General features: G+C 69.0%; 22 protein-coding genes. 10 read left to right on the top strand and 12 right to left on the bottom strand.

What is annotated here, in order from left to right; genetic code table 11:
- The first annotated feature begins 178 nt into the window (after positions 1 to 178).
- From MYSTI_RS15845 to MYSTI_RS15835, 3 genes are all read left to right on the top strand, one after another.
- Positions 179 to 2,008: a sensor histidine kinase gene (locus MYSTI_RS15845; RefSeq protein ID WP_015348777.1), complete on the top strand. Its 1,830-nt coding sequence runs from the start codon at positions 179 to 181 to the stop codon at positions 2,006 to 2,008.
- Positions 2,005 to 2,721: a response regulator transcription factor gene (locus MYSTI_RS15840; protein WP_015348776.1), complete on the top strand. Its 717-nt coding sequence runs from the start codon at positions 2,005 to 2,007 to the stop codon at positions 2,719 to 2,721. Before MYSTI_RS15845 ends, MYSTI_RS15840 begins: the two co-directional genes overlap by 4 nt.
- A gap of 166 nt (positions 2,722 to 2,887) precedes the next feature.
- Positions 2,888 to 3,655: an energy transducer TonB gene (locus MYSTI_RS15835; RefSeq protein WP_015348775.1), complete on the top strand. Its 768-nt coding sequence runs from the start codon at positions 2,888 to 2,890 to the stop codon at positions 3,653 to 3,655.
- Between the two features lie 24 nt (positions 3,656 to 3,679).
- On the opposite strand, the gene MYSTI_RS15830 is transcribed toward MYSTI_RS15835, so the two are convergent.
- From MYSTI_RS15830 to MYSTI_RS15805, 6 genes are all read right to left on the bottom strand, one after another.
- A complete protein-coding gene (locus MYSTI_RS15830; protein WP_015348774.1) occupies positions 3,680 to 4,780 on the bottom strand; it encodes a tetratricopeptide repeat protein in 1,101 nt (366 codons plus the stop codon).
- A gap of 60 nt (positions 4,781 to 4,840) precedes the next feature.
- A complete protein-coding gene (locus tag MYSTI_RS15825) occupies positions 4,841 to 5,995 on the bottom strand; it encodes a dienelactone hydrolase family protein (protein ID WP_015348773.1) in 1,155 nt (384 codons plus the stop codon).
- Positions 5,992 to 7,887 (bottom strand): ATP-binding protein, encoded by a 1,896-nt coding sequence (locus MYSTI_RS15820; protein WP_015348772.1) that lies wholly within the window; start codon positions 7,885 to 7,887, stop codon positions 5,992 to 5,994. The genes MYSTI_RS15825 and MYSTI_RS15820 overlap by 4 nt, the downstream gene beginning before the upstream one ends.
- Positions 7,888 to 8,004: 117 nt before the next feature.
- The gene (locus MYSTI_RS15815) at positions 8,005 to 8,961 is read right to left on the bottom strand and encodes a TIGR02757 family protein (RefSeq protein ID WP_015348771.1); all 957 of its coding nucleotides are present in this window, start codon (positions 8,959 to 8,961) and stop codon (positions 8,005 to 8,007) included.
- 118 nt (positions 8,962 to 9,079) lie between these two features.
- A complete protein-coding gene (locus MYSTI_RS15810) occupies positions 9,080 to 11,098 on the bottom strand; it encodes a M20/M25/M40 family metallo-hydrolase (protein ID WP_015348770.1) in 2,019 nt (672 codons plus the stop codon).
- A gap of 180 nt (positions 11,099 to 11,278) precedes the next feature.
- Entirely contained in the window at positions 11,279 to 11,746 is a 468-nt protein-coding gene (locus MYSTI_RS15805; protein ID WP_015348769.1) for a MogA/MoaB family molybdenum cofactor biosynthesis protein, read from the bottom strand.
- Positions 11,747 to 12,202: 456 nt separating this feature from the next.
- Between MYSTI_RS15805 and MYSTI_RS43085 the strand changes: the two genes are divergently transcribed.
- On the top strand, positions 12,203 to 12,562 hold the full coding sequence (locus MYSTI_RS43085) for a hypothetical protein (RefSeq protein ID WP_084668150.1): 360 nt from the start codon (positions 12,203 to 12,205) through the stop codon (positions 12,560 to 12,562).
- Here MYSTI_RS43085 and MYSTI_RS15790 read toward each other — a convergent pair.
- Positions 12,559 to 12,867 (bottom strand): Rieske (2Fe-2S) protein, encoded by a 309-nt coding sequence (locus MYSTI_RS15790; RefSeq protein ID WP_015348768.1) that lies wholly within the window; start codon positions 12,865 to 12,867, stop codon positions 12,559 to 12,561. The genes MYSTI_RS43085 and MYSTI_RS15790 overlap by 4 nt on opposite strands.
- A 78-nt stretch (positions 12,868 to 12,945) precedes the next feature.
- On the opposite strand from MYSTI_RS15790, the gene polX reads away from it, so the two are divergent.
- From polX to MYSTI_RS15760, 6 genes are all read left to right on the top strand, one after another.
- Entirely contained in the window at positions 12,946 to 14,688 is a 1,743-nt protein-coding gene (polX, locus tag MYSTI_RS15785; RefSeq protein ID WP_015348767.1) for a DNA polymerase/3'-5' exonuclease PolX, read from the top strand.
- A gap of 19 nt (positions 14,689 to 14,707) precedes the next feature.
- Positions 14,708 to 15,331, top strand: coding sequence for an MXAN_2756 family trypsin-like serine endoprotease (locus tag MYSTI_RS15780; protein ID WP_015348766.1), 624 nt, complete (start codon positions 14,708 to 14,710; stop codon positions 15,329 to 15,331).
- Entirely contained in the window at positions 15,328 to 16,053 is a 726-nt protein-coding gene (gene mrtX, locus MYSTI_RS15775; protein WP_015348765.1) for a myxosortase MrtX, read from the top strand. Before MYSTI_RS15780 ends, mrtX begins: the two co-directional genes overlap by 4 nt.
- A gap of 50 nt (positions 16,054 to 16,103) precedes the next feature.
- Positions 16,104 to 16,736, top strand: a complete 633-nt coding sequence (locus MYSTI_RS15770; RefSeq protein ID WP_015348764.1) for an RDD family protein — start codon at positions 16,104 to 16,106, stop codon at positions 16,734 to 16,736.
- Positions 16,737 to 16,799: 63 nt separating this feature from the next.
- Positions 16,800 to 17,438, top strand: a complete 639-nt coding sequence (locus MYSTI_RS15765) for an RDD family protein (RefSeq protein ID WP_015348763.1) — start codon at positions 16,800 to 16,802, stop codon at positions 17,436 to 17,438.
- A gap of 284 nt (positions 17,439 to 17,722) precedes the next feature.
- On the top strand, positions 17,723 to 19,813 hold the full coding sequence (locus MYSTI_RS15760; RefSeq protein ID WP_015348762.1) for a M4 family metallopeptidase: 2,091 nt from the start codon (positions 17,723 to 17,725) through the stop codon (positions 19,811 to 19,813).
- Here the strand turns inward: MYSTI_RS15760 and MYSTI_RS15755 are convergent.
- The 5 genes from MYSTI_RS15755 to MYSTI_RS15735 form a co-directional block, all read right to left on the bottom strand.
- A complete protein-coding gene (locus tag MYSTI_RS15755; RefSeq protein WP_015348761.1) occupies positions 19,810 to 21,276 on the bottom strand; it encodes a S28 family serine protease in 1,467 nt (488 codons plus the stop codon). The two genes, MYSTI_RS15760 and MYSTI_RS15755, sit on opposite strands and share 4 nt — an antisense overlap.
- Before the next feature lie 48 nt (positions 21,277 to 21,324).
- Positions 21,325 to 21,672 (bottom strand): DUF1330 domain-containing protein, encoded by a 348-nt coding sequence (locus MYSTI_RS15750; RefSeq protein ID WP_015348760.1) that lies wholly within the window; start codon positions 21,670 to 21,672, stop codon positions 21,325 to 21,327.
- Positions 21,673 to 21,692: 20 nt separating this feature from the next.
- Entirely contained in the window at positions 21,693 to 23,342 is a 1,650-nt protein-coding gene (locus tag MYSTI_RS15745; RefSeq protein WP_015348759.1) for an AgmX/PglI C-terminal domain-containing protein, read from the bottom strand.
- Between the two features lie 333 nt (positions 23,343 to 23,675).
- The gene (locus MYSTI_RS15740; RefSeq protein ID WP_015348758.1) at positions 23,676 to 25,127 is read right to left on the bottom strand and encodes an NAD(P)(+) transhydrogenase (Re/Si-specific) subunit beta; all 1,452 of its coding nucleotides are present in this window, start codon (positions 25,125 to 25,127) and stop codon (positions 23,676 to 23,678) included.
- Complete coding sequence (locus tag MYSTI_RS15735; RefSeq protein ID WP_015348757.1) at positions 25,124 to 25,417, bottom strand: NAD(P) transhydrogenase subunit alpha part 2; 294 nt, start codon at positions 25,415 to 25,417, stop codon at positions 25,124 to 25,126. Before MYSTI_RS15735 ends, MYSTI_RS15740 begins: the two co-directional genes overlap by 4 nt.
- Position 25,418 lies beyond the last annotated feature (1 nt).

Raw genomic sequence — 25,418 nt, 5'->3', positions numbered from 1 at the left:
CACGACGCAAGCTCGGCACCCTCGTGCCCTCCTGGCCAGCCCCCCACCGCTCGGGCTGTCCGGTCGTGGACCGCGAGGCCGCCCGTCCGCCCGCTGGGGACACTCCTCTTGCCCCCCAGGGCAGGTGAAAGGTCTCCCGAACCCACGGGCTGTGCCATAGTCACCGCAGCGACTCCGCATGCTGCGCCGGCTCCTTCCCACGCTCGTGGCCTTGGGTTTCGGGCTCCTCGCCCTCGGTTGGGGGCTGGTGAGCCTGCAGCGCATCTTCGCGCGGGAGCGCGAGGACGCCCACGCCCAGGTCCGCTCCCGCCGCGATGCCCTGGGGCATGCCGCCAGCGAGAGCCTGCGCCAGGTCCTCGCCCGCCAGCTCAAGGAGCAGATTCCCGCCATCCACGCCGCGATGGACAACCCGCTCGCCCCCGGTGAGCGCTTCTACCTCCAGTTCCGAGGCAAGCCCTTCCTCCCTCGCCACACCTTGTCCATGGCCGGCGAGGACATGCCCGCGCGCGCTCTCTACGAGACCCTCTCCGACCACCTGCGCGTCGGGCCCCCGCCGCCCCACTGGGAGTCCCGCGTGACGCGGCTGCGCGCGGCGGAGGCGGCGCTCGTCGCGGACAACCTGCCCCGGGCCACCGCGCTGGTGGAGGAGCTGCTGCGCCACCACTCCAAGCACCCGCTCCCTCCGGACCAGGAGCTGCCCTTCCTGCTCCTGTCCGTGGAGCACCTGCAGCGAGGCCCCTCGACGATGCCCCTGGTCCGCGCCCTGCTGCGCGAGGGGCTCCCGGAGGAGTTCGGCGGCATCAGCCGGGGCGCGGGACTCCAGAGGGACCTGCTCCGCGAGCGCGGGAGCTTCACGCAGGCCGACTTCGACTTCCTCCAGGCGCGCATCCTCCGGTTGAGCCGCCTGCTGGGAGAGCCCACGCGAGACTTCGTGGAGCGGGCGCGGGAGACGGGCGAAGGCCGACTCTTGATGCCCGATGAGCTGACGGAGCCCACGCTGGTGGGAGAGCAGTGGTACGTGGAGCCTCGCGGAGAGGGCATCTACGGCATCTCCGTGGACAGCGCGGAGCTGCTGGCGCCCATCACCCAGGACATGATTGCGCGTGGGCTGTTCGGCGCGAATGGCCACATGCGACTGGTGGGCGGGCGCGCGGTGATTCCGGTGCGCGAGCTGAAGGTGCACGTGGACCTTCCGGAGTGGGCGCGCGCCGAGGCGGACATCGAGGCGCGCTACGGCCTGAAGACGCTGCTGGTCGCCGCGTGTGGAGGGCTGGCCGCGGCCATCTTCGCGCTGGCCGTCGTGGCCCAGCAGCGCAAGTACCGCTTCCTGGAGCTCAAGAGCGACTTCGTGGCCACCGTCTCCCATGAGCTGCGCACGCCGCTGGCGTCCATCCGGCTGATGGGCGAGACGCTCGAGCGCAAGCTGGCCCACGCCCCCGAGGTCCGCGACTACCCGACCCGCATCGTCCAGGCCGCCGACGGGCTGCACTTCCTGGTGGAGAACATCCTGTCGTTCAACCGCATCGACAAGGGGCGGTGGACGCTGCGCGCTTCACACGTGCGCCTGGAAGAGCTGGTCAACCCGCTGCGGGATGACCTGGCCTCGGCGACCTTCGCGCCCGTGGAGCTCGTCACGGACATGGACGACGCGGAGCTGGAGGCGGACCCGTCCCTGCTGCGGCTGCTCTTCTCCAACCTGGGTCGCAACGCGTGTGCGTACAACACGCGCAGCCCGGTGCGCATCTCCGTCCAGGCCCGGATGATTGCGGGCCATGGCTGCACCGTGCTCTTCCGCGACAACGGCGTGGGCATCCCCGAGCACGAGTGGGAGAACGTCTTCCTGGACTTCTACCGCCTGAGTCCCCAGGGCCAGGATGTCCACGGCAGCGGCTTGGGTCTGGCGCTTTGCCGCAAAATCATGAAGCTTCACCATGGTGACATCCAGATTGCCTCCTCCACGCCGGAGGGGACTACGTTCGCGCTGACCTTTCACGAGCCGCGTCGATGAACAGCCCCACCCCACCCTCCTCCACCCGTCCCACCATCCTCATCGTCGAGGACGATGCGCACCTGCGCGTCGGCCTCCGGGACAACCTGCTGGATGAGGGCTACGAAGTCGCAGAGGCCCCCACGGCGCGCGACGCGGAGCCGCTCCTGCGTCAGCGTGAGTTCGACCTGCTCATCCTCGACGTGATGCTCCCGGGCGAGGATGGCTACAGCTTCTGCCGCCGGCTGCGCTCGCAGGGCGTGAAGAGCCTGGTGATGATGCTCACCGCGCGCTCGCTCGAGGACGACATCGTCCGGGGCTTCGAGGCCGGAGCCCAGGACTACCTCACCAAGCCCTACCGGCTGCGCGAGCTGCTCGCGCGCGTGGGCGCGCTGGTGCGCAGGGCGGGCATCGCTCCGGCGCAGGTGACGACGTTCGGCGGCTACTCCCTCGACATGGGCCGCCGCACGGTGACCCGGCCCGACGGCGGCACCGTGGAGCTGACGCGCACGGAGTTCGACCTGCTGGCCTATCTGCTTCGCCACCGCGAGCGCGCGCTTCCTCGAGGAGAAATCCTGGACGCGGTGTGGGGACGCGACGTCGTGGTGGACCCGCGCACGGTGGACAACTTCGTCTCCAGCTTGAAGAAGAAGCTGGGCTGGACGAGCGACTCAGGCTTCTCCATCCACACGCTTCGCGGCGTCGGCTACCGGATGGAAGTCTCTTCGGCATGACGGAATCATGACCGACAGATGGCCGGCCTCCGGCCATCGCCTCCCGCCACCTGCGTAGTTTGAATGGTGCGTGGACGGGCGCTCCAAAGCCAAAGGCCCACGCCGGAGAGGCACCGTGTGGTGCGGTGAAGCTCCGGGAGCGCCCTTCGGCAGGAGGAGGCCTTCCGTGTTCAAGTCAGTCATCGAGCGGCAGAGAGCTGGGCGTCTGGGCCTGGGGCTGTGGTGGTCCGTGGCCATCCACGCGGGACTGTTCGGTGCGGTGCTCGTCATCTCAGCCCGGCCCGCCGACGTGCCGCCGGAAGCGGAGTTCAACGGCCCCCTCGTCCTCAAGCTCGCACCGGGTCCGCAGGTGGCCAAGGGCTACACCGCGCCGGCCCCCGCGCAGGCGAAGCAGGCCGTGCAGCCCAAGCCGCGCAAGCCTCGGCGCGATGTCATCCCCACGCAGATCCAGCCGCTCCCCGCGGACCCGCAGCCCGCACAGCCCGACCCCGTCGACACCACGTCCAACACCAACAACGCGCCCGTCGGAGAGCCCGGTGAGGGTGTCGCGGGCGGCCACCCGGATGGCGACCCCAACAGCAACGTCATCAGCGGGACGCTCATCACGGGCTTGCCGAGCGACTTCGGCGCGGGCACCGGTGAGGACGTCGTCCCGTTCGGCGGAGGCATGACGCCGCCCGTGCTCATGGAAGGCCCGCCGCTCGAGTACACGGATCAGGCCCGCGTGGCGCGCGTGGAGGGGACGTTCATCGCCAAGTGCGTCATCACCCGCGAGGGACTCGTGCGCGACTGCCGCGTCATCAAGGGCCTGGCGCACATGAACGACGAGACGCTCAACTCCCTGCACCACCGGCGCTACACGCCGGTGACCTTCCAGGGACGGGCCACGAGCGTCTCGTACGTCTTCACGCTCCGCTTCAAGCTGCCTCGGTAGTCCGCGGGCGGTGAGGCCAGGCCCTCACAGGTCATGGCCTCCCGCCGTCGGGACGGGCACCAGGACGTGCTTGAGCACGTAGGTCTTGAGCCGCTGGCGCACGTCGTCGTCGAGGGTGAGGACGAGTTGGGGGTGGATGCGAGTGCCCACCTCGAAGAGCACCGCCTCCGTCAGCATGCCATCCTGGGTGATGGCGGTCAGCCGCTCCAGGCTGCGGTCCGAGGCGTGCTCGGTCCCGGCCTTCTCCTTCCGGCCACCATGGACGACCAGGGCCGAGCCCAGACACTCCACCTCCTCCAGCGTCGAGAAGCGCTCATCGGAAGAGCCCGTCATCTCCTGGCGGTGAGAGGGCTCGCCCAGCCACAGCGCCTTGCAGTTGGCGAACGCGAGCCAGGACGGGTCGTGGTCCGGGTCGAACTGGACGGAGACGCCCTCGCCCACCCGCTCGGCGTAGCCGCGCGGAACGATGGCCTCACCGAGGACGGCGATTCCCAGGCCCGCGTTGTTGCGGAACATGTCGCGAATGACGCCGTAGCGGGGGTTGAGCACCAGGCACCAGGCCCACGAGTCGAGGGCCTCCTTGAAGCGGCCCAGTCGCGCGAGCGCGTTGCCCTGGAAGAACCACGAGCGATGGTCGTTCGGGTTGACGTGGATCGCGCGGCGGTAGTGCTCCAGCGCCGTGGCCGCGTCGCCCGAGAAGAGCGCGGCGTCGCCTCGGAAGTTCCAGGCGAGGTAGCAGTCCGGACAGGTGTTCGTGGCTTGCTCGTACAGCTTCGCGGCCTCCGCGTAGCGCCGGGCCTCGAAGTGCGGCTCGGCCTCATCCAGCAGCGCATCCACCGCGGGAGGATTCCCCGGCCAGTCGATGACGACGCGCTCGCCGTTCTCCTCCTTCACGCGCGGCGCATCACGAGGCGCCACGCGCTGCGGCCACAGCTGGTCCGCCCACCCGCCCGGAGGTGAGTCCCGGCCCTCGACCTGGTACGCCACCGCCGAGGCCTCCATCCGCTTCATGACCTCCGCTGGACTGAGGAAGGGCGGCGGCTCGGCCGGGCGCGACAACGTCCGGGACTGCGAAGCACATCCGACCGCGAGCAGGACACACAGGACGACGAGGGGGCGATGCACGGAAGCCCTTTCAGTGAGCAAGCCCCTCGGAGTCTACGCGGCTCCCCGCGCGAACCGACATCACTCGTCCAACAGGTTCGCCCAGAAGCCCACCATCCGGACCATGTCGAGGGCCCCCGCCTTCCCATCCACCTCCGCATGGCTGATGAGCGGCGTGGAGAGCTGGTGCACCTGCGTGTGGGGCCGGAGCACGTCCGCCAGCAGCACGGACTCCATGGCGGGAATCACCGTGTCGCCCGCGCCGTGCAGCAGATAGACGGGCGAAGAGGGCGGAGGCGAGCGCGCCGGAGACATCGACGGGTCCGCGGCGAACGACTGGACGAAGGGCAGCAGCAGCGGCCCCAGCACGGCCACGTTCCGCGTGTTCACGTACCCCATCAGCGTGGAGGCGGGCTCGGGCATCCGGCCCTGAAGCGCTCGTGCCTCGGCGAAGGTCCGCTCGGCCAGGGCTCCGTCATGCTGCGTCTGATGCGAGGCGCGCAGGAAGGTGAGGATGCCCTGACGCAGCGACTCCACCTGCTCGGCGGGAACCAGCCGGTCCGCGACGTTGAGCAGGATGATGACCACCCCGTAGTCATGCGGGGCGAGGCGCGAGCCATCCGGCAACACGCCGCTGCACAGGAATGACAGCACACGGGGCAGGTCCCCATGCCCCCCGAAGGAGAGCGTGGAGGACACCTTGTCTCGAAGCGCGGGACGCCCCGCCGCCACCACCGAGAGCCCTCCCGAGAAGCTGATGCCGAACAGGTCCACCTTGCCCTGGGGCGACAGCTCCTCACGGCCAAGAACCCACAGCGCCGCGTCCTCGATGACATCCGGGATGCGCGGGGTGATTTCATAGCGCAGGAGGTCGGGCGGCTCCGGCGTCAGCACCCACTGCCCACCCGTCGCCAGGTCCTGGGCCAGCTTCACCAGTCGAGGCTCATCGATGCCGCCCGCATGCACCCCGGACGTCAGCACCACCGTGTGGCCTCTGACATCGCGCGGCCGGTAGAGCCTCGCGCGGACGTCGCCGTGCCGCGTGGGCACGCGAAGCTCGCTCGTCTCGAAAGGGCTGTGCTGAAACTCCGCCACCGCCCGAGGCACGAAGCCTTCCAGCCCCGCGGCACGCACGACGAAGGACAGGCCTCGCAACCACTCGGCCCCCAGGGAAAGGCCCACCCCGAGCACGACCAGCAGGCCGGCCCACAGCGTCCACCGTGTCGCGCGCTTCATGGAAGCAGGTGCTCCACGAAGTCACACAGGCGCTCGCGCTCGAAGGGCTTCTCCAACAGCCCCCGCGAGTGCCGGCCCACGAACTCGCGCGCCTGCGCGGTGAAGGCGCCGCCCGTCATCAGCCCCGTGCGCCGCACGAGCTCCGGCGCCAGTCGCTCCAGCTCTTCCACGAAGTCCATCCCGCTCATGCCCGGCATCATCAGGTCACACAGGATGGCATCAAAGCGCTCGCCCGTGGACAACCTCCGCAGGGCTTCGCGCGCGTCCTGGACGGAGTGGACCTCGTACACGTCGCGCACCAGCCGCGTCACCGAGTTGCCCACGGAGGGCTCGTCATCGATGAGCAGCAGCCTGCGACGCTCCACCAGCGCCACGGTGCTGCCGAGCACCGGCGACTCCGGCGAGGCCACCGTCCCCACCGAGAGCGCCGGGAGCACGACGCGGAAGGTGGTTCCCCAATCCAGCGCGCTGCTCACCTCGATGCGGCCGCCCATCGCCAGCACCAGCGTGTGGCAGATGGACAGCCCCAGCCCCGTCCCCTCCCCCACCGGCCTCGTGGTGAAGAACGGGTCGAAGATGCGCCGTTGAACCTCGGGAGTCATCCCTGTCCCGTTGTCGGTGACCTCCAGCTCCACCTGCCCGGCGCGCCCCGTGCGGAGGCTGACGCGCACGCGGTTCTCCTCGGCGGGCCTCGGCGGGAGCGCCTGGAGGGCATTCACCAACAGGTTGAGCACCACCTGGCCCAGCCGCACCTCGTTGCCATGGACAGGCGGCACCGGCTCCATGGTGCACACCACGCGCGCACGATGCGTCAGCTCGTTGCGGACCAGACGCAGGGCGCCTTCCACCGCGCGCGTCACGTCGACCGGGCCGTGGCGCTCCTCGTCCCCGCGCGCGAACGTGCGCAAATCCCGGACGATGGCGCAGACCCGCGCCGCGCCATCGAGCGCCTCCGCCACCACCTCTCGAAGCTCCGGGAGCTGCTCCTCGGACAGCGCCGGCAACGCGAGCAGGTCCCTCACATACGCGAGGTTGGAGCTGACGTAGGCCAGCGGGTTGTTGATTTCGTGCGCCACCCCCGCCGCCAGCGTCCCCACGGAGGCCATGCGCTCCGCGAGCAGCAGCTGCGACTCCAGCCGCTTGCGGTCGGTGACGTCGCGGATGATGCCCACGAGGAAGGTCTCCCCGGAGCCGCTGAACGTGGCCTTCTTCGTCACCAGCACGCGCGAGATGCCCGTCGCCCTGTCCGTGAGCGTCTCCTCGCTCTCGTCGGGGACTCCGGAGCGGAAGACCTGCTCGTCGTTGCGCCAGAAGCTGTCGGCCTCGTGCGCGGGGACGAACTCATGGTCCGACCTCCCCAGCAACGCCTCCGCGGGATGCCCCATCACCCGGCAGAACGCGCTGTTCATCGCCACCCAGCGGTGCTGACGGTCCTTGACGAAGAGGGGCTCGGGCACCGCGTCCAGCGCGCTGCGGAGGAACGCACTCGTGCGCCTCAGCGCGCGCAGGTCGTGCTCTCCCGTCTCCGCCTCCAGCCGCCTGCGCAGCGCCGCCAGCCGAGTGCCCCACCCCTGCCCGGGTGACGCCACGCACTCGTCCGCGCCCGCCTCCGCCAGCGCTTGCGCCTGCGCGTCATCGCGCGAGGTCAACACCACCAACTGCGTTCGCGAGGCCACCCGGAGCGCATGCAGCCGACGCACGCCCTCCAGCACGTCCTCCAGCGCGCCCCCCGCATCCCAGGTGATGAGCAGCCCTTCCTCGACCGGAGCGGCAATCACATCCGCGCCCGTCACACACAGCACATGACAGGACTGGCCCGCCCCGGACGCGCGCACGCCACGCTCCACCTCAACCGCCACCGCCGCAGGCACCGCCACCAGTGTCGCGAGCACCGCATCACACTCCTCGGCCCGGGGAGGCCCCGATGTCTCACGAAAACAACCCGGAGACACCCGGCACGATTGCATCGTCACCCGACTCGACGGTCAACGGCGTTCCCCAGCCGACACTCAGGCACCCCGGGGTCGCGAGGCTTTGGAGACCCGTCGGGTCGCCGCCGCCACCACGCCAGGTCCCACTCGACAGGCGGGCAGCAGCGCGCACCGCTCGCAGTTCTCCGCGACAGGCGTCGAGGGACACGCACCGCTCATTCCATAGTGACACAGAGCGAAGTCGTAGCGGACAGGGTCTCCCGCATCGAGCGCGCGCAGCGAGGCCGTCACCTCTTCCGCCGTGCGCCACGTCAAGTCCGTGCGTCGCGTGAAGCCCAGGTGCCCGGAGATGCGCCCGATGTGCGTGTCCAACGGAATCACCAGCGCGGACGGGGACACCTGCTTCCAGATGCCGAAGTCCACCGCGTCCGGGCCACGCACCATCCACCGCAGGAAGAGGTTCAAGCGCTTGGCCGCGCCCGGCCCCAGGGGCGAAGGCAACAGGTGGTGCAGCCCCCGCTCCGGCCCCATCGCGGCGCGCAGCGGCGCCATGGGGACGCGCCGCAGCGCGGTGGTGAACGCACTCAGCGCGGCATGCATCCCCCCTTCCGCGGTGAGACCTTGGAGGAAGAGGGTCTCCAGCGCACCATGCTCCCGCAGCGCGCGCCCCATGCCCAACAGGAGCACCGCGACATCGGTGCCCACGTTGAAGCGATAGACGAAGCCCTCCAACAAGGCCTTGGCCCCTTGGACATCCAGCTCACGGACGAACGCGGCGGGCGAGGCGCCCATCCGGCTCAACAGCGAATCCACCTTGGGGCGGAACAGGTCCGCGCGCCCATAGGCCAGCGCGGCGGCGAGCAGCGCGCTCACCTCGATGTCGCGAGGGTCCTGGTAGCGGTGGGGGAACTCCACGGGGTCGAAGCCGATGCGGGCTCGAGCATCCGTGGCCGCCAGGAACGCATCGAGCCGGGCGCGCAGGGAGGCGACTGCCTGGGGGCTCGGTCCTGGGGACGGCTTCGAACGGCGTGTCACGTCGGGGCTCCCAAATGTTCCTGGAACGGCGGCCCGCCGCCCACGCTTCCCAAGACGCCTTCGTCCCGGGAATAACGCCCCCTCCCGGCTGGGAAGGGGCGCGTGGCATCCTACGAGACTACGGGTTGACCGCGAACACCAGGTCGTCGTGGTCGTCGTACGACGTGGTGCCGCACGGCGCGGCGCTGCCGTTGTAGCGGAAGCGGGCGCGCACGGCCTGCAGCTGGCCGGCGGGCAGCGTGTACGTGGCCGACAGCGTCTGCTGGCCCGTCGCCGTCGCGGACAGCGTGGCGATCTTCGTCCACACCGGGCTGTTGGCGTTGGCCGTGTAGTAGAGGTCCAGCTTGTCCGGGCGGATGGCGAAGACCCAGACAGTGGCCTCGACTCGCACCACCTCGCCCGGAGCGAAGGCCGCGCCGCTCACCGTGGAGACCTTGATGCGGTCGTTGGACTCGTCGGCGTGGTACGCGCCGGAGACGCCGTCCGCGCACGAGTTGTTGATGGTGTTGGGGGCGTTCTGCTCGGGCCCCAGGCCCGCGCGGCCGTTGAGCAGCGTGGTGGAGTCACACTGGTTGGACACGTTGGAGCAGCGCGGGGCGCGCAGCACCGTGTCGAAGATGGCGTTGCTGCTGGCGTTGCTGCTCGTCACCGTCGCGGCGGTGCTGGTGGCGTTGTTGCCGATGAGGTCATACGCCTTCGCGACCACGGTGTGGCTGCCATTGGCGACCGCCGCCGAGTTCCACGACGCCGCATACGGAGACGTGCTGTCCGTGCCCACGACGTTGCCGTCCACCAGGAAGTCCACGCGGCCGACGCCGGTGTTGTCGGACGCGTTGGCGGTCAGCGTGACGGTGCCCGTCACGGAGGCGCCATCCGCAGGCGCCGTCAGCGCCACGGTGGGCGGCACGCTGTCGGAGAGCGTCGCGGTGCCCTTGGCCAGCTCCGCCACGTACGCGCCCGCCATCTTCGCGAACTTGAGCGCGTGCGTCGCGGTGTTGTTGCTGCGCGCCAGGGTGTCATCAGCCGAGTGGATGGCGGAGTTGTGCTGGCCCATCAGCGCCTCGAAGGGCATGGACGCGGCGAAGCCCGCGCTGTTCCACGACGCGTGGTCCGAGCAGCCGTAACCACACGAGGAGTTCGTCCAGGTCACACCCGAGACGTACGTGTTGATGAGGTTACCGACGAAGGCGTTCTGCGCCGCGTTGGTGAAGTCCGTCATCAGCGCGATGTCGACGGTGGAGCCCTTGTAGTTCGTCATGTCCAGCTGGAGCACGCCGATGACGTTGGCCCCCGAGTTCTTGTGCGAGTCGGCGATCTCCTTGGAGCCGCGCAGACCCACTTCCTCGGCGGCGTAGGCCATGAACTTCACCGTCTTGGCCGGCTTGTAGCCGGTGGCCATGGCGACGCGGATGACCTCGGACAGGGTGGCGATACCGGACGCGTCGTCATCCGCGCCCGGGGCTCCGCCGCCCGAGAGGTTGGTGGAGTCCAGGTGGCCGCCCAGGACGACAATCTCCGAGGGGGTGGTGGTGCCCTGGATGGTGAGGATGACGGACGGCTGCGCGAACGCGGCGTGAGTGAACAGCTCCACGGTGACGTCGCCGCCGGTCTGCGCGCGCGGGCCCGCGTAGCCTTCCCACTGGCTCTTGATCCAGTTGGCCGCCTGCACACCCGTGGTGGAGGTGTAGTAGCGCGTCGCGTAGCTGGAGAGGTGGGTGATGCTGGCCAGGATGTTGGACTCGGCCATGCCGGAGATCAGCGTGTTGACCACCGGGGCGTTGTCGAGCGTGTAGTTCACCGCCAGCGAGCTGGGGACCAGCGCCGCGCCCCCCGCGGACAGCTCCGCCAGGGCCTGGGCCTCCGTGTCGTGGTAGAGGAAGCCACCACAGCGGTTGAGCTTGTCGTGCATGACCCGCGAGACCCGGTCGATTTGAGACTCGGGAATCTTGAGCGCGACCACTCCGCCCTTCTGCCCCGCGAGCGACGGCGTCTTCGCCCCCGCGACGATGAACGCGGCGTTCACCTCCGACAGGGCATCGGAGCCGAGGGTGATCCACACCTCTCGCTCCGGCGCCTTCGCGTACGCCGAGACACAACCGACCATCATCACCAACGAAGCCAGTCGCTTCATGTGCATGGGGCTCCTCCTCTTTCGGGAGGTCTGCGTTGCTGGGGGGACTACCGACGGGAACTATTCGCGACAGAGCAGCGAATAAAGAATACTCTGCGTAAACATTTCCCGTGGGTCAATCCTCAAAGCTCCACCAACACAGAAAAACCGTATCAATACCCCAGACAAAGAACTCCCGGATGTCGACTAGCGCGTGAGCTCGCGGACCGCGTGACCCAGTTCTGGGAGGATGAGAGCGTCGAGCGCGAGGCGCGCGGCCTGGGGTGAGCCTGGCAGCGCGAAGATGATCATCCCTTGATACGTGCCCGCGGTCGCTCGCGACATCATCGCCGCGCTCCCGATCTGGCGGTACGACAACATCCGGAACAGCTCGCCGAAGCCAGGCAGTTCCTTCTCGAACAGGGCTCGGAGCGTCTCCACGGTGGTGTCTCGCCGGCCGATGCCCGTGCCCCCCGTGAAGAGCAGTGCCCGAGCCCCCGCGGCCTGGGCCGCGGCGACCGCGCCGCGAATCGCCTCCGGGTCGTCCTTCACGACGACATAGCCCGCGATGTTGTGCCCGGCGGACTCCAGCCCGTCCCGAAGGACCTTGCCACTCCCATCACGCGCGGCGTCACGGCTGTCCGAGCACGTCACCACGAACGCACTGACGTGCACCGGAGCCCGGGACTTGTGCTCCTGCGGCACCGCCCCGTGCGACCCACCGTGCCCGTGGTCATGTGAGTGGCCGTGGCCGTGGTCATGTGAGTGACCGTGGTCATGTGAATGGCCATGCCGGTCGTCGTGCGAGTGCCCGTGGTCGCGTGAGTGATCGTGGTCGTGCCCATGACCGTGGTCATGTGAGTGCCCATGCCGCTGGTCGTGCGAGTGACCGTGGTCGTGCCCATGCCCGTGGTCATGTGAGTGCCCATGCCGCTGGTCGTGCGAGTGACCGTGGTCGTGCCCATGCCCGTGGTCATGTGAGTGCCCATGCCGCTGGTCGTGCGAGTGACCGTGGTCGTGCCCATGCCCGTGGTCATGTGAGTGGCCGTGGTCATGCGCGGGACCATGGTCATGCGCATGCACGTGGTCGCGCCCATGGGCGTGGTCGTGCCCCTGGTCATGTGAATGCCCATGCCGGTGGTCGCGCTCATGCCCATGGTCGTGAGAGTGCCCGTGCCCCTCCCCGGCGCCATGTTCGTGGGCATGTTCGTGCGCGTGGACATGGCCATGCTCGTGAGCGTGCGTGTGCTCATGCGCGTGCGTCACCCCGTCATGCTCGTGCGCATGCGCATGGGTGTGCTCGTGAGGATGGGTGTGCTCGTGCTCGTGCCGATGTGTATGGATGTGAGCAGGCCCGGTGCCGCTCTCGTGGGCGGGGGCGGCGCTGGAGCCGTGGTCATGCCCGTGCCCGTCGCCATGACGGTGGTCATGGTCGTGTCCGTCGTGTGCCATGAAGGTAACTCCAGTGTGGCGAGCGCTCAGGGGCTCTAGGGAAGGTCGACGATAAGGGCCCCGTCCTGGACCTCAACCGTCACTGTCGGCTGGTCATCACAGACCCCTGGGGAGGTCTCGTTCCGGCCAGTATCCATGTCGAACCCGACCTCATGACACGGGCAGACAACCATGTTGTCCTCGATGCGACCGCCGGAGAGCAGACACCCCGCGTGGTTGCACCAATCATCAAGGCCCTTGTATCGGCCGTGAATCTTCGCGATGCAGACGTTGCGCTTGCCCACTTCGTAGCCGCGCATTTCCTTCTCGGCGAAGTCCGCCGGTCCGAGCTTGATCTTCGTCATTCGCGCCTTTTTCCCACAACCCGGCGCGGCCTGCACCCCCGTTCCCCGGGCATTAACTTCCTCTCCGTGACTCCTGACGTGACCGCGCCCATCGTCGACAAAGCCACCGTTGCCCAGGTCCTTCGGGACATCTCCCTGCTCCTCCAGCTCCAAGGAGAAAACGGCTTCCGCTCCCGCGCCTACGACATGGGCGCGGACCGCATCCTCGGCCTCACCCAGGAGCTGGGGCCGCTCGTCTCCGAGGGGCGCCTGGAGAGCCTTCCAGGCATCGGCCCCGCGCTCGCCGAGAAGATCACCGAGCTGGTGACCACCGGACGGATGACCTACTTCGAGGAGCTGCGGGCGAAGTTCCCCCCGGGGCTGCTCGAGCTGATGAAGCTGCCGGACCTCGGCCCGCGCAAGGTCGCCACGCTCTGGAAGGAGCTGGGCATCGGGAGCATCGACGAGCTGGAGCGCGCCGCCCGCGAGGGCCGCGTGCGCCAGCTGAAGGGCTTCGGCGAGAAGTCCCAGGCGAAGATCCTCGAGGGCATCACCCTCTTCCGGCGCGCGAAGGGCGAGCGCAAGCTGCTGGGCGACGTGCTCCCCATCGCAGAGGCCCTGCTCGAGCGCGTGCGCGCCTCGCCCGGCGTCGTGCGCGCGAGCCTGGGTGGCAGCGTGCGCCGCCGAGGTGAGACCGTGGCGGACGTGGACATCATCGCCTCCGCCGCGGACCCCATCCCCGTGCTGGATGCGCTGGCCACCTCGCCCGGCGTCGCCGCCGTGCTGGGCAAGGGCGACAGCAAGTGCTCCGTGCGCATGGAAGCCGGCGACCTCCAGGTGGACCTGCGCGTCCTCCCGGACGAGGACTTCGCCACTGCCCTGCACCACTTCACCGGCTCCAAGGCCCACCACATCCGACTGCGAAGCCTGGCCCACGAGCGAGGCCTGAAGATCTCCGAGTGGGGCGTCCACCGCGACGACGGCACCAAGCTCCTCGTGACGGATGAGGCCGCGCTCTACGCGCTGCTCGACATGCAGTTCGTCCCGCCGGAGCTGCGCGAGGACAACGGCGAAGTGGAGGCGGCACTCGCGCACAAGCTGCCCACGGACCTGGTCACCCTGGAGGACGTGCTCGGCGCCGTCCACGCGCACACCACGTGGTCCGATGGCAGGAACACGCTGGAGGAGATGGCGCTCGCCGCGAAGGCGCTCGGCCTGAAGTACCTCACCATCACCGAGCACAGCGAGGCGGCCATCTACGCGGGGGGCCTCAAGGTGGAGGCCCTCCAGCGGCAGTGGGAGGAGATCGACCGCGTCAACGAGAAGGTGCCCGAGGTCCGGCTCCTCAAGGGCATCGAGGTCGACATCCTCGAGTCCGGAGCGCTCGACTACGAGGACAAGGTGCTGGAGCAGTTGGAGGTCGTCATCGCCTCCATCCACGTGCGGCACAGCATGGACGAGGACCAGATGACCCGGCGCGTGCTCGCCGCGCTGGACAATCCGCACCTGCACATCCTGGGGCATCCCACCGGACGGCTCATGCCGAGCCGTGAACCCTACCCCCTGCGCATGGAGGAGGTGCTCGCACGCGCCGCCGAGCGCGGTGTCGCGGTGGAGATCAACGGCAAGCCCGCACGGCTCGACATCAAGGCCGAGTACGTCCGGAAGGCGACCCAGCTCGGCGTGAAGCTGGTGGTCAGCTGTGACGCACACCGCAAGGAGGACCTGGCCAACCTGGCCTTCGCGGTGGCCACCGCGCGACGAGGCTGGGCACGCAAGCACGAGATTCTGAACACCCTGCCCGCGGAGCGCTTCCTCGCGGCACTGCGCGCTCGGCGGTGATAGGCTGCCGCGCCCGCCGATGTCCCGCCTGTTCCCGCTCGCCCTCGTCCTCTGCCTTGGTGCCTTGCCCGCCGCCGCGTCGGACTCGGGGCGGCCCTCTCGCGCCGACCTTCAGCGGGTGATGGAGCACCACCGTCGCTCGGTGGTGAAGATCCTCGGGCCCCGGCGCGCCGCGACAGGCGTCTTCGTGGGCACCGCCGGGCAGGTCCTCACCTCCGTGGAGTCCGTGGGCGAGGAGTATGTCGGCCTGAGCGTGGCCACCGTCGAACACGCGGGCCAGGCCCTGCCCGCGCGGGTGTTGCTCGCCAACGCGACGCTCAAGGTCGCCGTCGTCGCCGCTCCGGACGGCACCTACCCCGCGGTGCCGGTGCGGCTGCTCAAGGAAGGCGACAGCCTGGAGGGACACTGGTTGGTGGGGGTCGTCCCCGGCGCTCGCAACCGCCCCGAGAAGCCGGAGACGGCCCAGGCCACTCGCGCCCCGGCGCCCTTCTATGACGTGCCCCTCGCACTGCCTCCTGGCAGCCCCGTGTTCGACTCGGACGGGCGACTGGTGGCGGTGGTGGTGCAGCGCACCCGGCGCGGTTGCAGGGTGCTGCCCATGGGCGAGGTGAAGCTGACCCTCGCCGCCTCGGACAAACCATGACCCAGACGGTGGCGACCCCTTGGCGCCCCAGCGCCGTGCAGGAAGCCCTTGGCCTCTGGGCCGTGGGTTTCGCCGGCATCATCGCCGCGTTCCTCGCCTTTGGTGGCACCAGCATCCCCAAGCTGGTGGCGACGGTGGGATTCCTCTACCTGCCGCTCATCCCCATGCGCTGGCGCGACGAGGACTACCGCGACTACGGCCTGTCCGCGCGCGCGTGGCGAGAGGACGTGCGGCTGTTCCTCATCGTCTCCGCCATCGTCGGCCCCCTCTTCTTCCTGGGCTTCGCCGGGTTCGCGGAACTCCTCCCCCACCTGCCGGAGGCCGTCGCGCGGCACCTCACGCCCCTGGGGGGGGAGGTCCACTTCCAATGGCGCCTCCCCTCGCGCTTCGGGGAGTGGGTGGTGGATCAGCTCTTCGTCGTCGCGCTGCCCGAGGAGTTCTTCTACCGGGGCTATCTCCAGGCGCGCCTGCGGGATGCCTGGCCCCAGGGCCGCAAGTTCCTGGGCGTGCGGCTGGGCCCGGCCTTCTGGCTGACGGCCGTGCTGTTCGCCCTGGGCCACCTGGCCATCTTCCAGGCCTGGCGCCTGTCGGTCTTCTTCCCCGCCCTGCTCTTCGGCTGGATGCGCGAGCGCACCGGCACCGTGATTGGCGCCGCGCTCTTTCACGCCGCGTGCAACCTCTTTATCCGGGTCCTGGAGGTGTCTTTCTTCGGAGGAGCCTGAGTCCCTCCCGCCTCACTCCGACATCCAACGGCCGTCCTGAAGGAGCAGCCATGTCCGCGCCGCGTCCCGACGTGCGAGAGCTGTCCACCGAAGCCCGTTGTCCGCTCCACCCCTCGGCCTCCGCGGTCGCCACCTGTGAGCGCTGTGGCAACTTCGCCTGCGACCAGTGCGTCCGCCGGGGCCCCGACCTGCTGTCCTACTGCCAGTCCTGTCTGGGCAGGGGCCCCGAATTCGTGACGCTCGCGAGCCGGGGAGACCGGCTCCTCGCCACCCTGTTCGACGCCTTCATCATCAGCGCGCCCTTGTTCTTCGCGGGCGTCGGCCAAGGCCTCGCCTCCGCGAGGAAGACGGGGTTCTCTCCCATCTGGGTCTCCTTCGCCCTCCTCATCACCCTCGGGGTGCTCGTCGCCCAGCTGTTCGGCGTCGCGCGCACGGGGCAGAGCCTGGGCAAGCGCTGGCGCGGCATCAAGGTGGTCCGCATGGATGGGAGCCCCGTCTCCCTCGGGGTCCTGCTTCTCGTCCGCAACCTGATTCCCCACGGCGTGAGCCAACTGACGCTCGGTGTGACGGGCATCCTCGACACGCTCTTCATCTTTCGCGAGGACCGGCGCTGTCTCCACGACCTCATCGCGGGCACCCAGGTCGTCTACGCCTCGTCGGACGAGAGCTCGAGACACGCTTGACCCCTCGGGCGTGGCGGCCCTACTGATGGGAGCGTCCGGCCCAGGGCCGCCCCGAACGCAGCCATGCCTCTTCCGCCTTCCTCTGAAACCGAGTCCGTCCCCCAGGCGCACTGCCCGCTCCACCCCGAGGTCCTGGCCACGGGCATCTGCCAACGCTGTGGCACGTTCATCTGCGTCGATTGCCGCCGCCGTGGCAGGGATGGACGTTCCTACTGTGGGCCCTGCCTGAACAAGGCGCTCCCGGCACTCGCCAGCCGACGCGACCGCTTCTGGGCCAACCTGGTCGACTCCTTGTTCGTCACCCTCCCGCTGCTCGGCGGCATCATCATGCCCATCATCGCCTTCAGCGACTCCGCGAAGGAGGGCCCGGATGACTTTGGCGTCTTCCTGCTCCTCTCGCCCCTCCTCGTCCTCGTGGTGACGCTGGGCATCCAGATCGCCATGGTGGTGAAGACGGGGCAGAGCCTGGGCAAGCGGTGGCGAGGCATCCGAGTGATCCGGATGAACGGGCAGCCCATCACCATCGTGAGACTGGCACTGCTCCGCAACCTGCTGCCTGTCTGGTTGAGCCAGGTGACGGGTGTGTTTGGCCTTGTCGACGCATTGTTCATCTTCCGGGAAGACCACCGCTGTCTTCACGACCACCTGGCGGACACCCAGGTCGTCAACGTCGAGTCAGACAGGCCCCTGCGTCCGTATTGACCCGCGTCCCGCCCCCATTTCTCCCGTCGGGGCGGGTGGAAAACTGCCGGGAAAATACACGGAAATGTGGCCGGACACGCCTCTCCACGCCCTGGCGCGAGTCCACGGAAAGCGGATTGCGACAGCACGCTCTGTGTCGATCCGCCCGTCGAAACACTGAAACACCCGAAAAAACGCGTCAAAAAGGCCCAAGCTGGTGCGATGCGGCACGTCTCCGGCAACTCCGCGTCACACCGTGTCGACAATCCTCTTGTCCCCCCTCGTAGCCAGAGAGTGATCTTCGAATGAGCATTCGTCGCCTCGACACCAAGCCCGTCGCCGTTCGTTCCACCAACGAGACCCCGAAGAACACGGCGAAGTCCGCCTCCGCCCCGCTGACGATCAAGGATGGCTTCAGCTCCGGGACGCGCACGTCGGAGCTGGCGCGTGCCGAGAAGACGCTCACGCAGGCCCCGGTGGGTGCGGGTCGGCTGGCGCTCGGCAGCAAGGAAGCGCAGAACGCCGTCCAGACGTCGCTGTCGCACCTCAACCCGCTGAAGGGCGCGCAGACGCTGCTGCCCCAGCCCACGACCTTCGTCCCGGCCAACGTGGAGCGCGACGCGCTCGGCATGACGCACGTCCGCCTGGACCGCGTCCACGAGGGCGTGAAGGTCTTCGGTGAGCAGGTCGTCACGCACCTCGACAAGGACGGCAAGGTGTCGAGCGTCACGGGCGAGCAGTCCACGGTCCCCGCGGGCCTGGGCCGTGAGCTGCCCAAGCTGAACACCCAGTCCGCCATCGACATCGCGCGCAAGGAGTTCGGCGCGAAGCCGGACAAGCAGCCGAACGCCGAGCGGGTCATCTACCAGGACAAGGCCGGCAAGTATCACTCCGCCTACCGCGTGCAGATGTCGCAGATCGAGGGCCAGGACCGCCCCCGCAAGATGAACTACCTGGTGGATGCGAACACCGGGAAGATCTTCGAGTCCTACAACGAGATTGGCGGCTTCTACGGCTCCAACCGCGCCCTGCCCAAGCGCTCCACGGACATCACCGCGGCGAACACCACGCCCGCGGAGATCAAGGACAACAGCACCGTCACGTCCAAGGTCACCGTCGCGCAGGAAGGCAACGTCGAGAAGCTGAAGCTGGACCTGGACATCGCCCACACGTTCAAGGGCGACCTGAAGGTCACGCTGACCAGCCCCTCCGGCAAGAGCGCCGTGGTGCACAACCGCACGGGCGGCGGCACCGACGACGTGAAGGGCTCCTTCGACCTGAGCGAGTTCGCCGGTGAGTCCACCAAGGGCGAGTGGACGCTGACCGTCGAGGACAAGGCCAAGCGCGACACGGGCACCCTGAAGGGCTGGAGCCTCAACATCACCCCGAAGGAGTCCAAGCCGCCGGTCGAGACGCCGAACAACGGCACGGTGGACGACACCTCGCTGTACAGCGGCAAGGTGGCCCTGGAGACGACGAAGAAGCCGGATGGCAAGTACACGCTCGAGGACTCCACGCGCGGCAAGGGCGTGAACACCTACGACGCGATGAACAAGCAGACGGCGTCGGGCCAGACGCAGCTCACCGACGACAACAACGTCTGGGGCGAGGCCACCGACGGCGCGCGCACCAAGGCGGCCGTGGACGCGCACTACGGCGCGGCGATGACGTACGACTTCATGAAGGACGTGCTGGGCCGCAACTCCATCGACGGCGCGGGCGAGGCGCTCAACTCCTTCGTCCACGTTCGGACCAACTACGTCAACGCGTTCTGGGACGGCACGAAGATGAGCTACGGCGACGGCGACGGGAAGACGTCCGGCCCGCTCACCGCGCTGGACATCGCGGGCCATGAAATCACCCACGGCCTCACCGAGCGCACCGCCGGCCTCATCTACCGCAACGAGTCGGGTGGCCTGAACGAGGCGTTCAGCGACATCATGGGCGCGGGCGTGGAGTGGTACGCGTCCACGAAGAACCCGGACGTGAAGTTCAACTGGACGGTGGGCGAGACGGCCTGGACGCCGGGCAACGGCGGCGAGGACGGCCTGCGCTACATGAACGACCCGACCAAGGACGGGTACTCCATCGACCACTACAGCAACTACCCGAAGCAGACCGAGGTGCACGGCTCCAGCGGCATCGCGAACAACGCGTTCTACCTGCTGGCCAACGGCGGCACGAACCGCACGTCCAAGGTCGAGGTCAAGGACGGCATCGGCATGGACAAGGGCCTGAAGATCTACTACCGCGCCCTGGCCCACTACATGACGCCGAACACCACGTTCGCCCAGGCGCGCGAGGCCACCATCAAGGCGGCCACGGACCTGTACGGCGCGGACTCCACCGAGCTGGCGAAGGTGAAGGAGAGCTGGACCGCCGTCGGCGTGAACTAGCGCGACCGCGGACGCCCGAGGCGGGGACCCCACTCCTCGCCTTCGGGCTCCAGCCACCTGTTTGACGTTCGCAGTTCCGAGGCCCCGAACTCCAAGTCAGCCCACTGACGAAGGAGGGCGCGGGCCTCGTTGCGTTGGGCCTCCGGGAGCAGCGCCAGCCGCGCGCCGTGGTTGCCGCCCGGCACGGTGTAGAGGACGGAGTCGCGCGCGCCCCCCAGTGTGTACGGCGCGGCGGACCACGGGTCGTTCCCGCCATAGACGAACATCAGGCGCTCCCCTTCCCGGGAGACCCAGTCCTGGATGTCTGGCATCGAGCCCGGCTGGAAGGTCGTGGGGACACCGCGCGGCGCGTAGGCCTGGGGGACGTCAGTGCCAGGAAACTGGAGGCGGCCGGCCAGGTGCGTCTCGAAGGGCCGTGGGTAGCCCAGCTCCACGGCGGCCTGGTAGTTGTAGGGGCCATAGGCTTCCACCTGGCTGTCGGAGAAGCTGCCCATGTCGACGAGCCCGTCCAGCTCGTCCATGAGCACGGTGGCGGAAGCGGACGGCGTCGGCACGGTGCCGCAGCGCGACTGGGACTCGTACTGCCAGAAGTAGAAGTAGTGCTCGATGATGGCGTGCTCCAGCGCGACGTCCTTCCCCAGGTGGTTGAACGTGAGGCCGCGCCGCGTGGCCCGCGTGTCCAGCTCCGCGAGGAGGGCCGCGCGATTGTCCAGCGCCGCGTGCTGGAAGGACTTCAGCCGCTCGCGGCACGACGCCGCGCCCACGGACTCCTGGAAGGCGATGAAGCGGTCATCATCGAAGCGCGCGAGCGGCGCGACATACGCCACCGTCCCCGCCACGTCGCCCGGGTAGAAGCGACGGAAGAACACCATCGTCTCGCCGCCCTTGCTCGCGCCCGTGGAGATCCATCGAGCCGGATACAGCGGCTTGAAGGCTTCCACGATGCGGTGGAAGTCATCCGCGGACTGGCGGATGGTGAGCTGGCTCCAGTCCGCGGGAGCGGGCCTGCTCGTTCCGAAGAAGCGGTGCTCGATGGAGAGCTGATTGGCCTCCAGCCACTGCGTGGGCTCGCGCCGCGAGGGCTGCGTGGAGACGAAGTAGCCACTGGTGTAGAGCACCATGGGCCGCGCGCTCGAGGCGTGCAGCAGCGTCAGCTTCTGGCGGAAGCGCTGCCCCTCTGGCTGCGCATGGTCCGCGGGCTGGTCGAACTCCATGACGAAGAACCGGTGGTCCGGGGGAATCCCCGGTCCCACGGGCTCCTCGCGGACGGTGAGCCCCGGGATGGCCAACAGTCGGCTCAGGATGTCCTCGTCCCGCGGCGGCCTGTCCTCCTCTCCGCAAGCGACGGCCAGCACACACAGCAGGAGGAGACAGCGGCGCGAGAGATGCTCGAGGGACGACATGGCGCTCCAGCCCTGGCCGAGCCCTTCCTCGCGGAATGCGAGCGCGATGCCCCAGCCCACGACAAGGCTACTCGGGTTCCATCGCGGGCTCCGGTCGAGCGCACTCGCTCAGGGCGACGCGGAGGCCCCATTGGCGCCAGTCGACACCCCGGCGTGCCGGTCCTCCCCGGGGAGTCCATCCATCAACAACATCATCGTGTGCGCGCTGGCATGGCGCAGGGCCTTGGCGGCGGCGTACTCGGGAGAGCTCCACCAGTCGCGAGCGTGTGCGACGGTGGGGAACTCGAGCAGCACGAAGCGCGGAGGCTGCCACGTCCCCTCGAGCGCCTCGGTGGCCCCGCCGCGCACGAGATAGCGCCCGCCGTAGAGCGCGATGGAGGGCGGCGCGAGCTGCTTGTAGCGCTCATACGTCTGGACGTCATGCACCGAGACCTCGACGACGACGTAGGCAGGCATGAGCGCTCCGGAGGGTGGACCTAGAAGACGAACGGGAAGCGCACGGCGCCCCCTTGCTCCTGGTGCTTGGGGAAGACCCACGCGCGGACACGCCCCTCGACGCAACGCGCGAACGCGGTGCCCTTCAGCGAGGCCGTCTCCGTCACGACTTCATCCACTTCGCCGCTGGGCAGGATGGTCCAACGGACCACCACGCGAGTGCCCTCGTCCACGGGACGCGGCTTGGCGTTGGCGCACGCGGTGACCTCCGCCTTCTTGGCGAGCACCACCTCGAAGACATCCGACTGCGTGAGCGTCACGCGAGGATTCTGGATGGGCGCCACGGGAGGCACGTACACATTCCGGGGGCCCTCTCGCTTGCCCGAGCCCGCGACAGGCCCCGACAGCTCCCGGTCGAAGTCCTCGTCGAGCCCCAGGTCATCGTCGGAGGCCGGCTTCGCGGGCTCCGCACTCGCCGGAGCCATCGTGGGCGCAGGCGGCGACGCGGGCTTCTTGCTGGACCCCAGCTTGAGCTCGGGCACCCGCGCGGCGACGGCCGCGGCGGGCGCGGACTCCACATCGCGCGCGACACGAGACGTGGACGACGTGCCCACCAGGGACGTCCCAAGCCCTCCACCGGAGGCCGACAACACGGGCAGCGCACCGCCCCGCTCCACCGTCGCCACCCCCGTGAGGGACGGACGCGCGGGACTCGTCACCGCGGGCGACGCACCGCCCCCCGCCCCCGCCACGCCGGAGCCTTCAGTCGCGCGCTTCTCCACGGCGGGGGCCGGAGCTTCGACGGGAACCACCACCGCCGCGGGTGACGTCGCCGCGACGGGCGCGGGAGTCACCGGAGCCGCGGCCACGGGCGGAGGACTCACGACGGGAGCAGCCTCCACCGGGCTGGGGCTCGCGGCGACGGGCGCCACGTCCTTCTTCCGAGCCAGCACCGCGGAGATTCCGCTCCACCCCCCCATCAACCCCATGACCAGGGCGACCGTCACGCCGCCCGCGACCCCACCGGCCAGGGTGAACCACCAGCCGCTCAGCCGCCAACGGGCCTCGACTTGCTCCGAAGCGGCGGTGACCTCCGCGAGCACCGCATGCGCGCCCACGGGGTCCACCGGAACACTCACGGAGGACGCCGCGGCGATCAGCGCCGGCGCGGCCGAGCCCGTCGCCATGGGCACCATCGGCGAGAGGTCAGGCCCGTCCGCCAGCGCGCTCAAGGCCGCATCCACCGCGGCGCTCAGCTCCAGGGGCAACGGCGCGAATGTCTCGATCAGCTCCGGCACCTGCCCCAAGGGCAGCCACGCGGCGAACCCCACGCGCCAGCACAGCGAGTCCGGCCCGAGCTCTCCCCGGTCCCAATGTCCCTTGAGGGCCTGCGCGTCGAGAGGCCCCACCGAGCCCGCGCCCAGGACGACGAACCAGGCGTGCTTCTCCTCGGGAGGCCGCGCCTGCGCGGGGGCCTCCTCCGCCAACACGGACGACACCAGGGAGCGGCGCACCCCCTTGTGCAGCCGATCTCCGTGCACGTCACCGCGAGCCCGCGAGGACGCCGCCGCCGCGGGGGCCCGCGGGTTCTTGTCCGTGCGCAGCTGGCCAACGAAGACATCCAGCTCAGCGTCCGACACACCACCGAACACGGGAGTGCCTCCGCCATCCGGCTCCGGGGAACCCGTCATGGGCTCCCCTCCTGGAGGGAGTTTTCCATCCCGTGAGTCGCCGACCATTCGCCCACTCCTTGCGTCCACCCTGCCCCACCACCAACCGAACCCCATCAATGGAATGCCGACGCGCGATTTCGTCAACGGCGAGTCTCTGCGCGAAGGTGGCCAGGGTCCACACCCGTGAGTCATCCCGGGTGGATATCTCCATTCTCAATCGTGTCGGAAAGACACACCACCACACACCCAACCACCTGCGCGGAGAATGACCTCCACGCGCGCCTGGGTCACAGGCGCGTCGTCACAAGCCACAATAACAGCAGTGGGTGACATCCGCTCTGCTGGTGAGGGCTATTCCTTGAGGGCGGAGGTGAACTGCATCAGCGTCTTCTTCGCGTCGCCCAGCACCATCATCGTGTTGGAGCGCACGAAGAGCTCGTTCTCGATGCCGGCGAAGCCCGCGTTGAGTGAGCGCTTGAGCACGACACACGTCTTCGCCATGTCGGCGGAGAGGATGGGCATGCCGTAGATGGGGCTGCTCTGGTTGGAGCGCGCGGCGGGATTCACGACGTCGTTGGCTCCCACTACGAGCGCCACGTCGGTGGCGGTGAAGTCGTCGTTGATGACGTCCAGGTCGAACAGGTGGTCATACGGGACGTTGGCTTCCGCGAGCAGCACGTTCATGTGCCCGGGCATGCGGCCCGCCACCGGGTGGATGGCGTAGCGCACGTCACAGCCGTTGGCCGCGAGGACATTGGCCAGGTCCCTGACCGCGTGCTGCGCCTGCGACACGGCCATGCCGTAGCCCGGCACGACGATGACGGAGCGCGCCGCGCGCAGCACCTCCGCGGCCTCCTCCACGCTGCCCACGTTCGGCGCCGGACCCGACGGGGCCGCGCCTTCCGTGACGGCCTTGCCTTCGGGCGCCGCGCCGAACGCGCCGAACAGCACGTTGGAGAACGAGCGGTTCATCGCCTTGGACATCATCATGCCGAGCAGGAAGCCGGAGAAGCCGTCCAGCGCGCCGCAGATGATGAGCACGTTGTTGTCCAGCGCGAACCCCGTGGCCGAGGCCGCCAGGCCCGCGTAGGAGTTGAGCAAGCAGATGACCACCGGCATGTCCGCGCCGCCGATGGGGAGCACCAGCAACACCCCCAGCAGCACGCCCAGCGTGGCCACCGCGTAGAAGGCCCAGGAGGCCCCCGGCGAATAGACCAGCAGGCCGATGAGCCCCAGCGTGCCGACAATCATCGCCAGGTTCGACAGGTTCTGCAGCGGATAGGTGACGGGCCGTCCGGTGATGAAGCCCTGCAGCTTTCCGAACGCCATCAAGCTGCCGGTGAAGGTCAGCGCGCCCAGCGCGACCTCGAGCCCCGTGGCGGTGATGTGCAGCGTCCCCATCTGCGGGCCGCCGTGGTTCAGGTATTCGACGACGCCGACCAACGCCACGGCGAGTCCACCGAAGGCGTGCGACAGCGCGATGCGCTCCGGCATCTTCGTCATGGGAATCCACAGGCCCATGGCCGTGCCCACGCCCGTGCCGATGAGGAGCGCCACGACAATCCACTCCCACCGCACGATGATGCCCTTGTCCACGCCGAACAGCAGCGTGCCGGCGACGGCGGCCACCATGCCTATCTCCGCCAGCAGCACACCCCGGCGCGCCGTCTGTGCGTCGCCCAGGTCCTTCAGGCCCAGGACGAAGAGGATGGAGGCGGTGAGGTAGAGGAGCTGGACGAAGGTCTCCGTCGTGGAGAGCGCCCCGATGACGGCCTGCGCGACCTGCGGCTGGGCGGCGGTCATCGCGCGCCTCCCTTCTTCTTGAACATCCGCAGCATGCGGTCGGTGATGAGGAACCCGCCGATGACGTTGATGCTCGCGGCGAGCACCGCCACCGCGCCCAGCGCCGTCGACAAGGTCCCGAAGTGTCCGCCCGCCGCGAGCAGCGAGCCCACCAGGGAGATTCCGGAGATGGCGTTGGTGAAAGCCATCAGCGGCGTATGCAACAGGTGAGGCACCTTGGAGATGACCTGGTAGCCGGTGAAGGCCGCCAGGAAGAAGACGTACAGGCCGAAGATGAGCGTCAGAGACATG

The organism is Myxococcus stipitatus DSM 14675 (genome assembly GCF_000331735.1).
GTDB classification, from domain to species: Bacteria; Myxococcota; Myxococcia; order Myxococcales; family Myxococcaceae; genus Myxococcus; species Myxococcus stipitatus.
The sequence above is the reverse complement of the archived record's forward strand: the minus strand, read 5'-3'. Positions and strand labels throughout refer to the sequence as shown.

Coding starts and splice junctions, on each gene's coding strand:
- MYSTI_RS43085 (WP_084668150.1), top strand. CDS start 12,203: ATGCCGGTGGTCGCGCTCATGCCCATGGTCGTGAGAGTGCCCGTGCCC.
- MYSTI_RS15810 (WP_015348770.1), bottom strand. CDS start 11,098: ATGCACATGAAGCGACTGGCTTCGTTGGTGATGATGGTCGGTTGTGTC.
- MYSTI_RS15770 (WP_015348764.1), top strand. CDS start 16,104: ATGTCCGCGCCGCGTCCCGACGTGCGAGAGCTGTCCACCGAAGCCCGT.
- MYSTI_RS15735 (WP_015348757.1), bottom strand. CDS start 25,417: ATGTCTCTGACGCTCATCTTCGGCCTGTACGTCTTCTTCCTGGCGGCC.
- mrtX (WP_015348765.1), top strand. CDS start 15,328: ATGACCCAGACGGTGGCGACCCCTTGGCGCCCCAGCGCCGTGCAGGAA.
- MYSTI_RS15825 (WP_015348773.1), bottom strand. CDS start 5,995: ATGAAGCGCGCGACACGGTGGACGCTGTGGGCCGGCCTGCTGGTCGTG.
- MYSTI_RS15845 (WP_015348777.1), top strand. CDS start 179: ATGCTGCGCCGGCTCCTTCCCACGCTCGTGGCCTTGGGTTTCGGGCTC.
- MYSTI_RS15760 (WP_015348762.1), top strand. CDS start 17,723: ATGAGCATTCGTCGCCTCGACACCAAGCCCGTCGCCGTTCGTTCCACC.
- MYSTI_RS15780 (WP_015348766.1), top strand. CDS start 14,708: ATGTCCCGCCTGTTCCCGCTCGCCCTCGTCCTCTGCCTTGGTGCCTTG.
- MYSTI_RS15745 (WP_015348759.1), bottom strand. CDS start 23,342: ATGACGGGTTCCCCGGAGCCGGATGGCGGAGGCACTCCCGTGTTCGGT.
- MYSTI_RS15740 (WP_015348758.1), bottom strand. CDS start 25,127: ATGACCGCCGCCCAGCCGCAGGTCGCGCAGGCCGTCATCGGGGCGCTC.
- MYSTI_RS15790 (WP_015348768.1), bottom strand. CDS start 12,867: ATGACGAAGATCAAGCTCGGACCGGCGGACTTCGCCGAGAAGGAAATG.
- MYSTI_RS15840 (WP_015348776.1), top strand. CDS start 2,005: ATGAACAGCCCCACCCCACCCTCCTCCACCCGTCCCACCATCCTCATC.
- MYSTI_RS15750 (WP_015348760.1), bottom strand. CDS start 21,672: ATGCCTGCCTACGTCGTCGTCGAGGTCTCGGTGCATGACGTCCAGACG.
- MYSTI_RS15765 (WP_015348763.1), top strand. CDS start 16,800: ATGCCTCTTCCGCCTTCCTCTGAAACCGAGTCCGTCCCCCAGGCGCAC.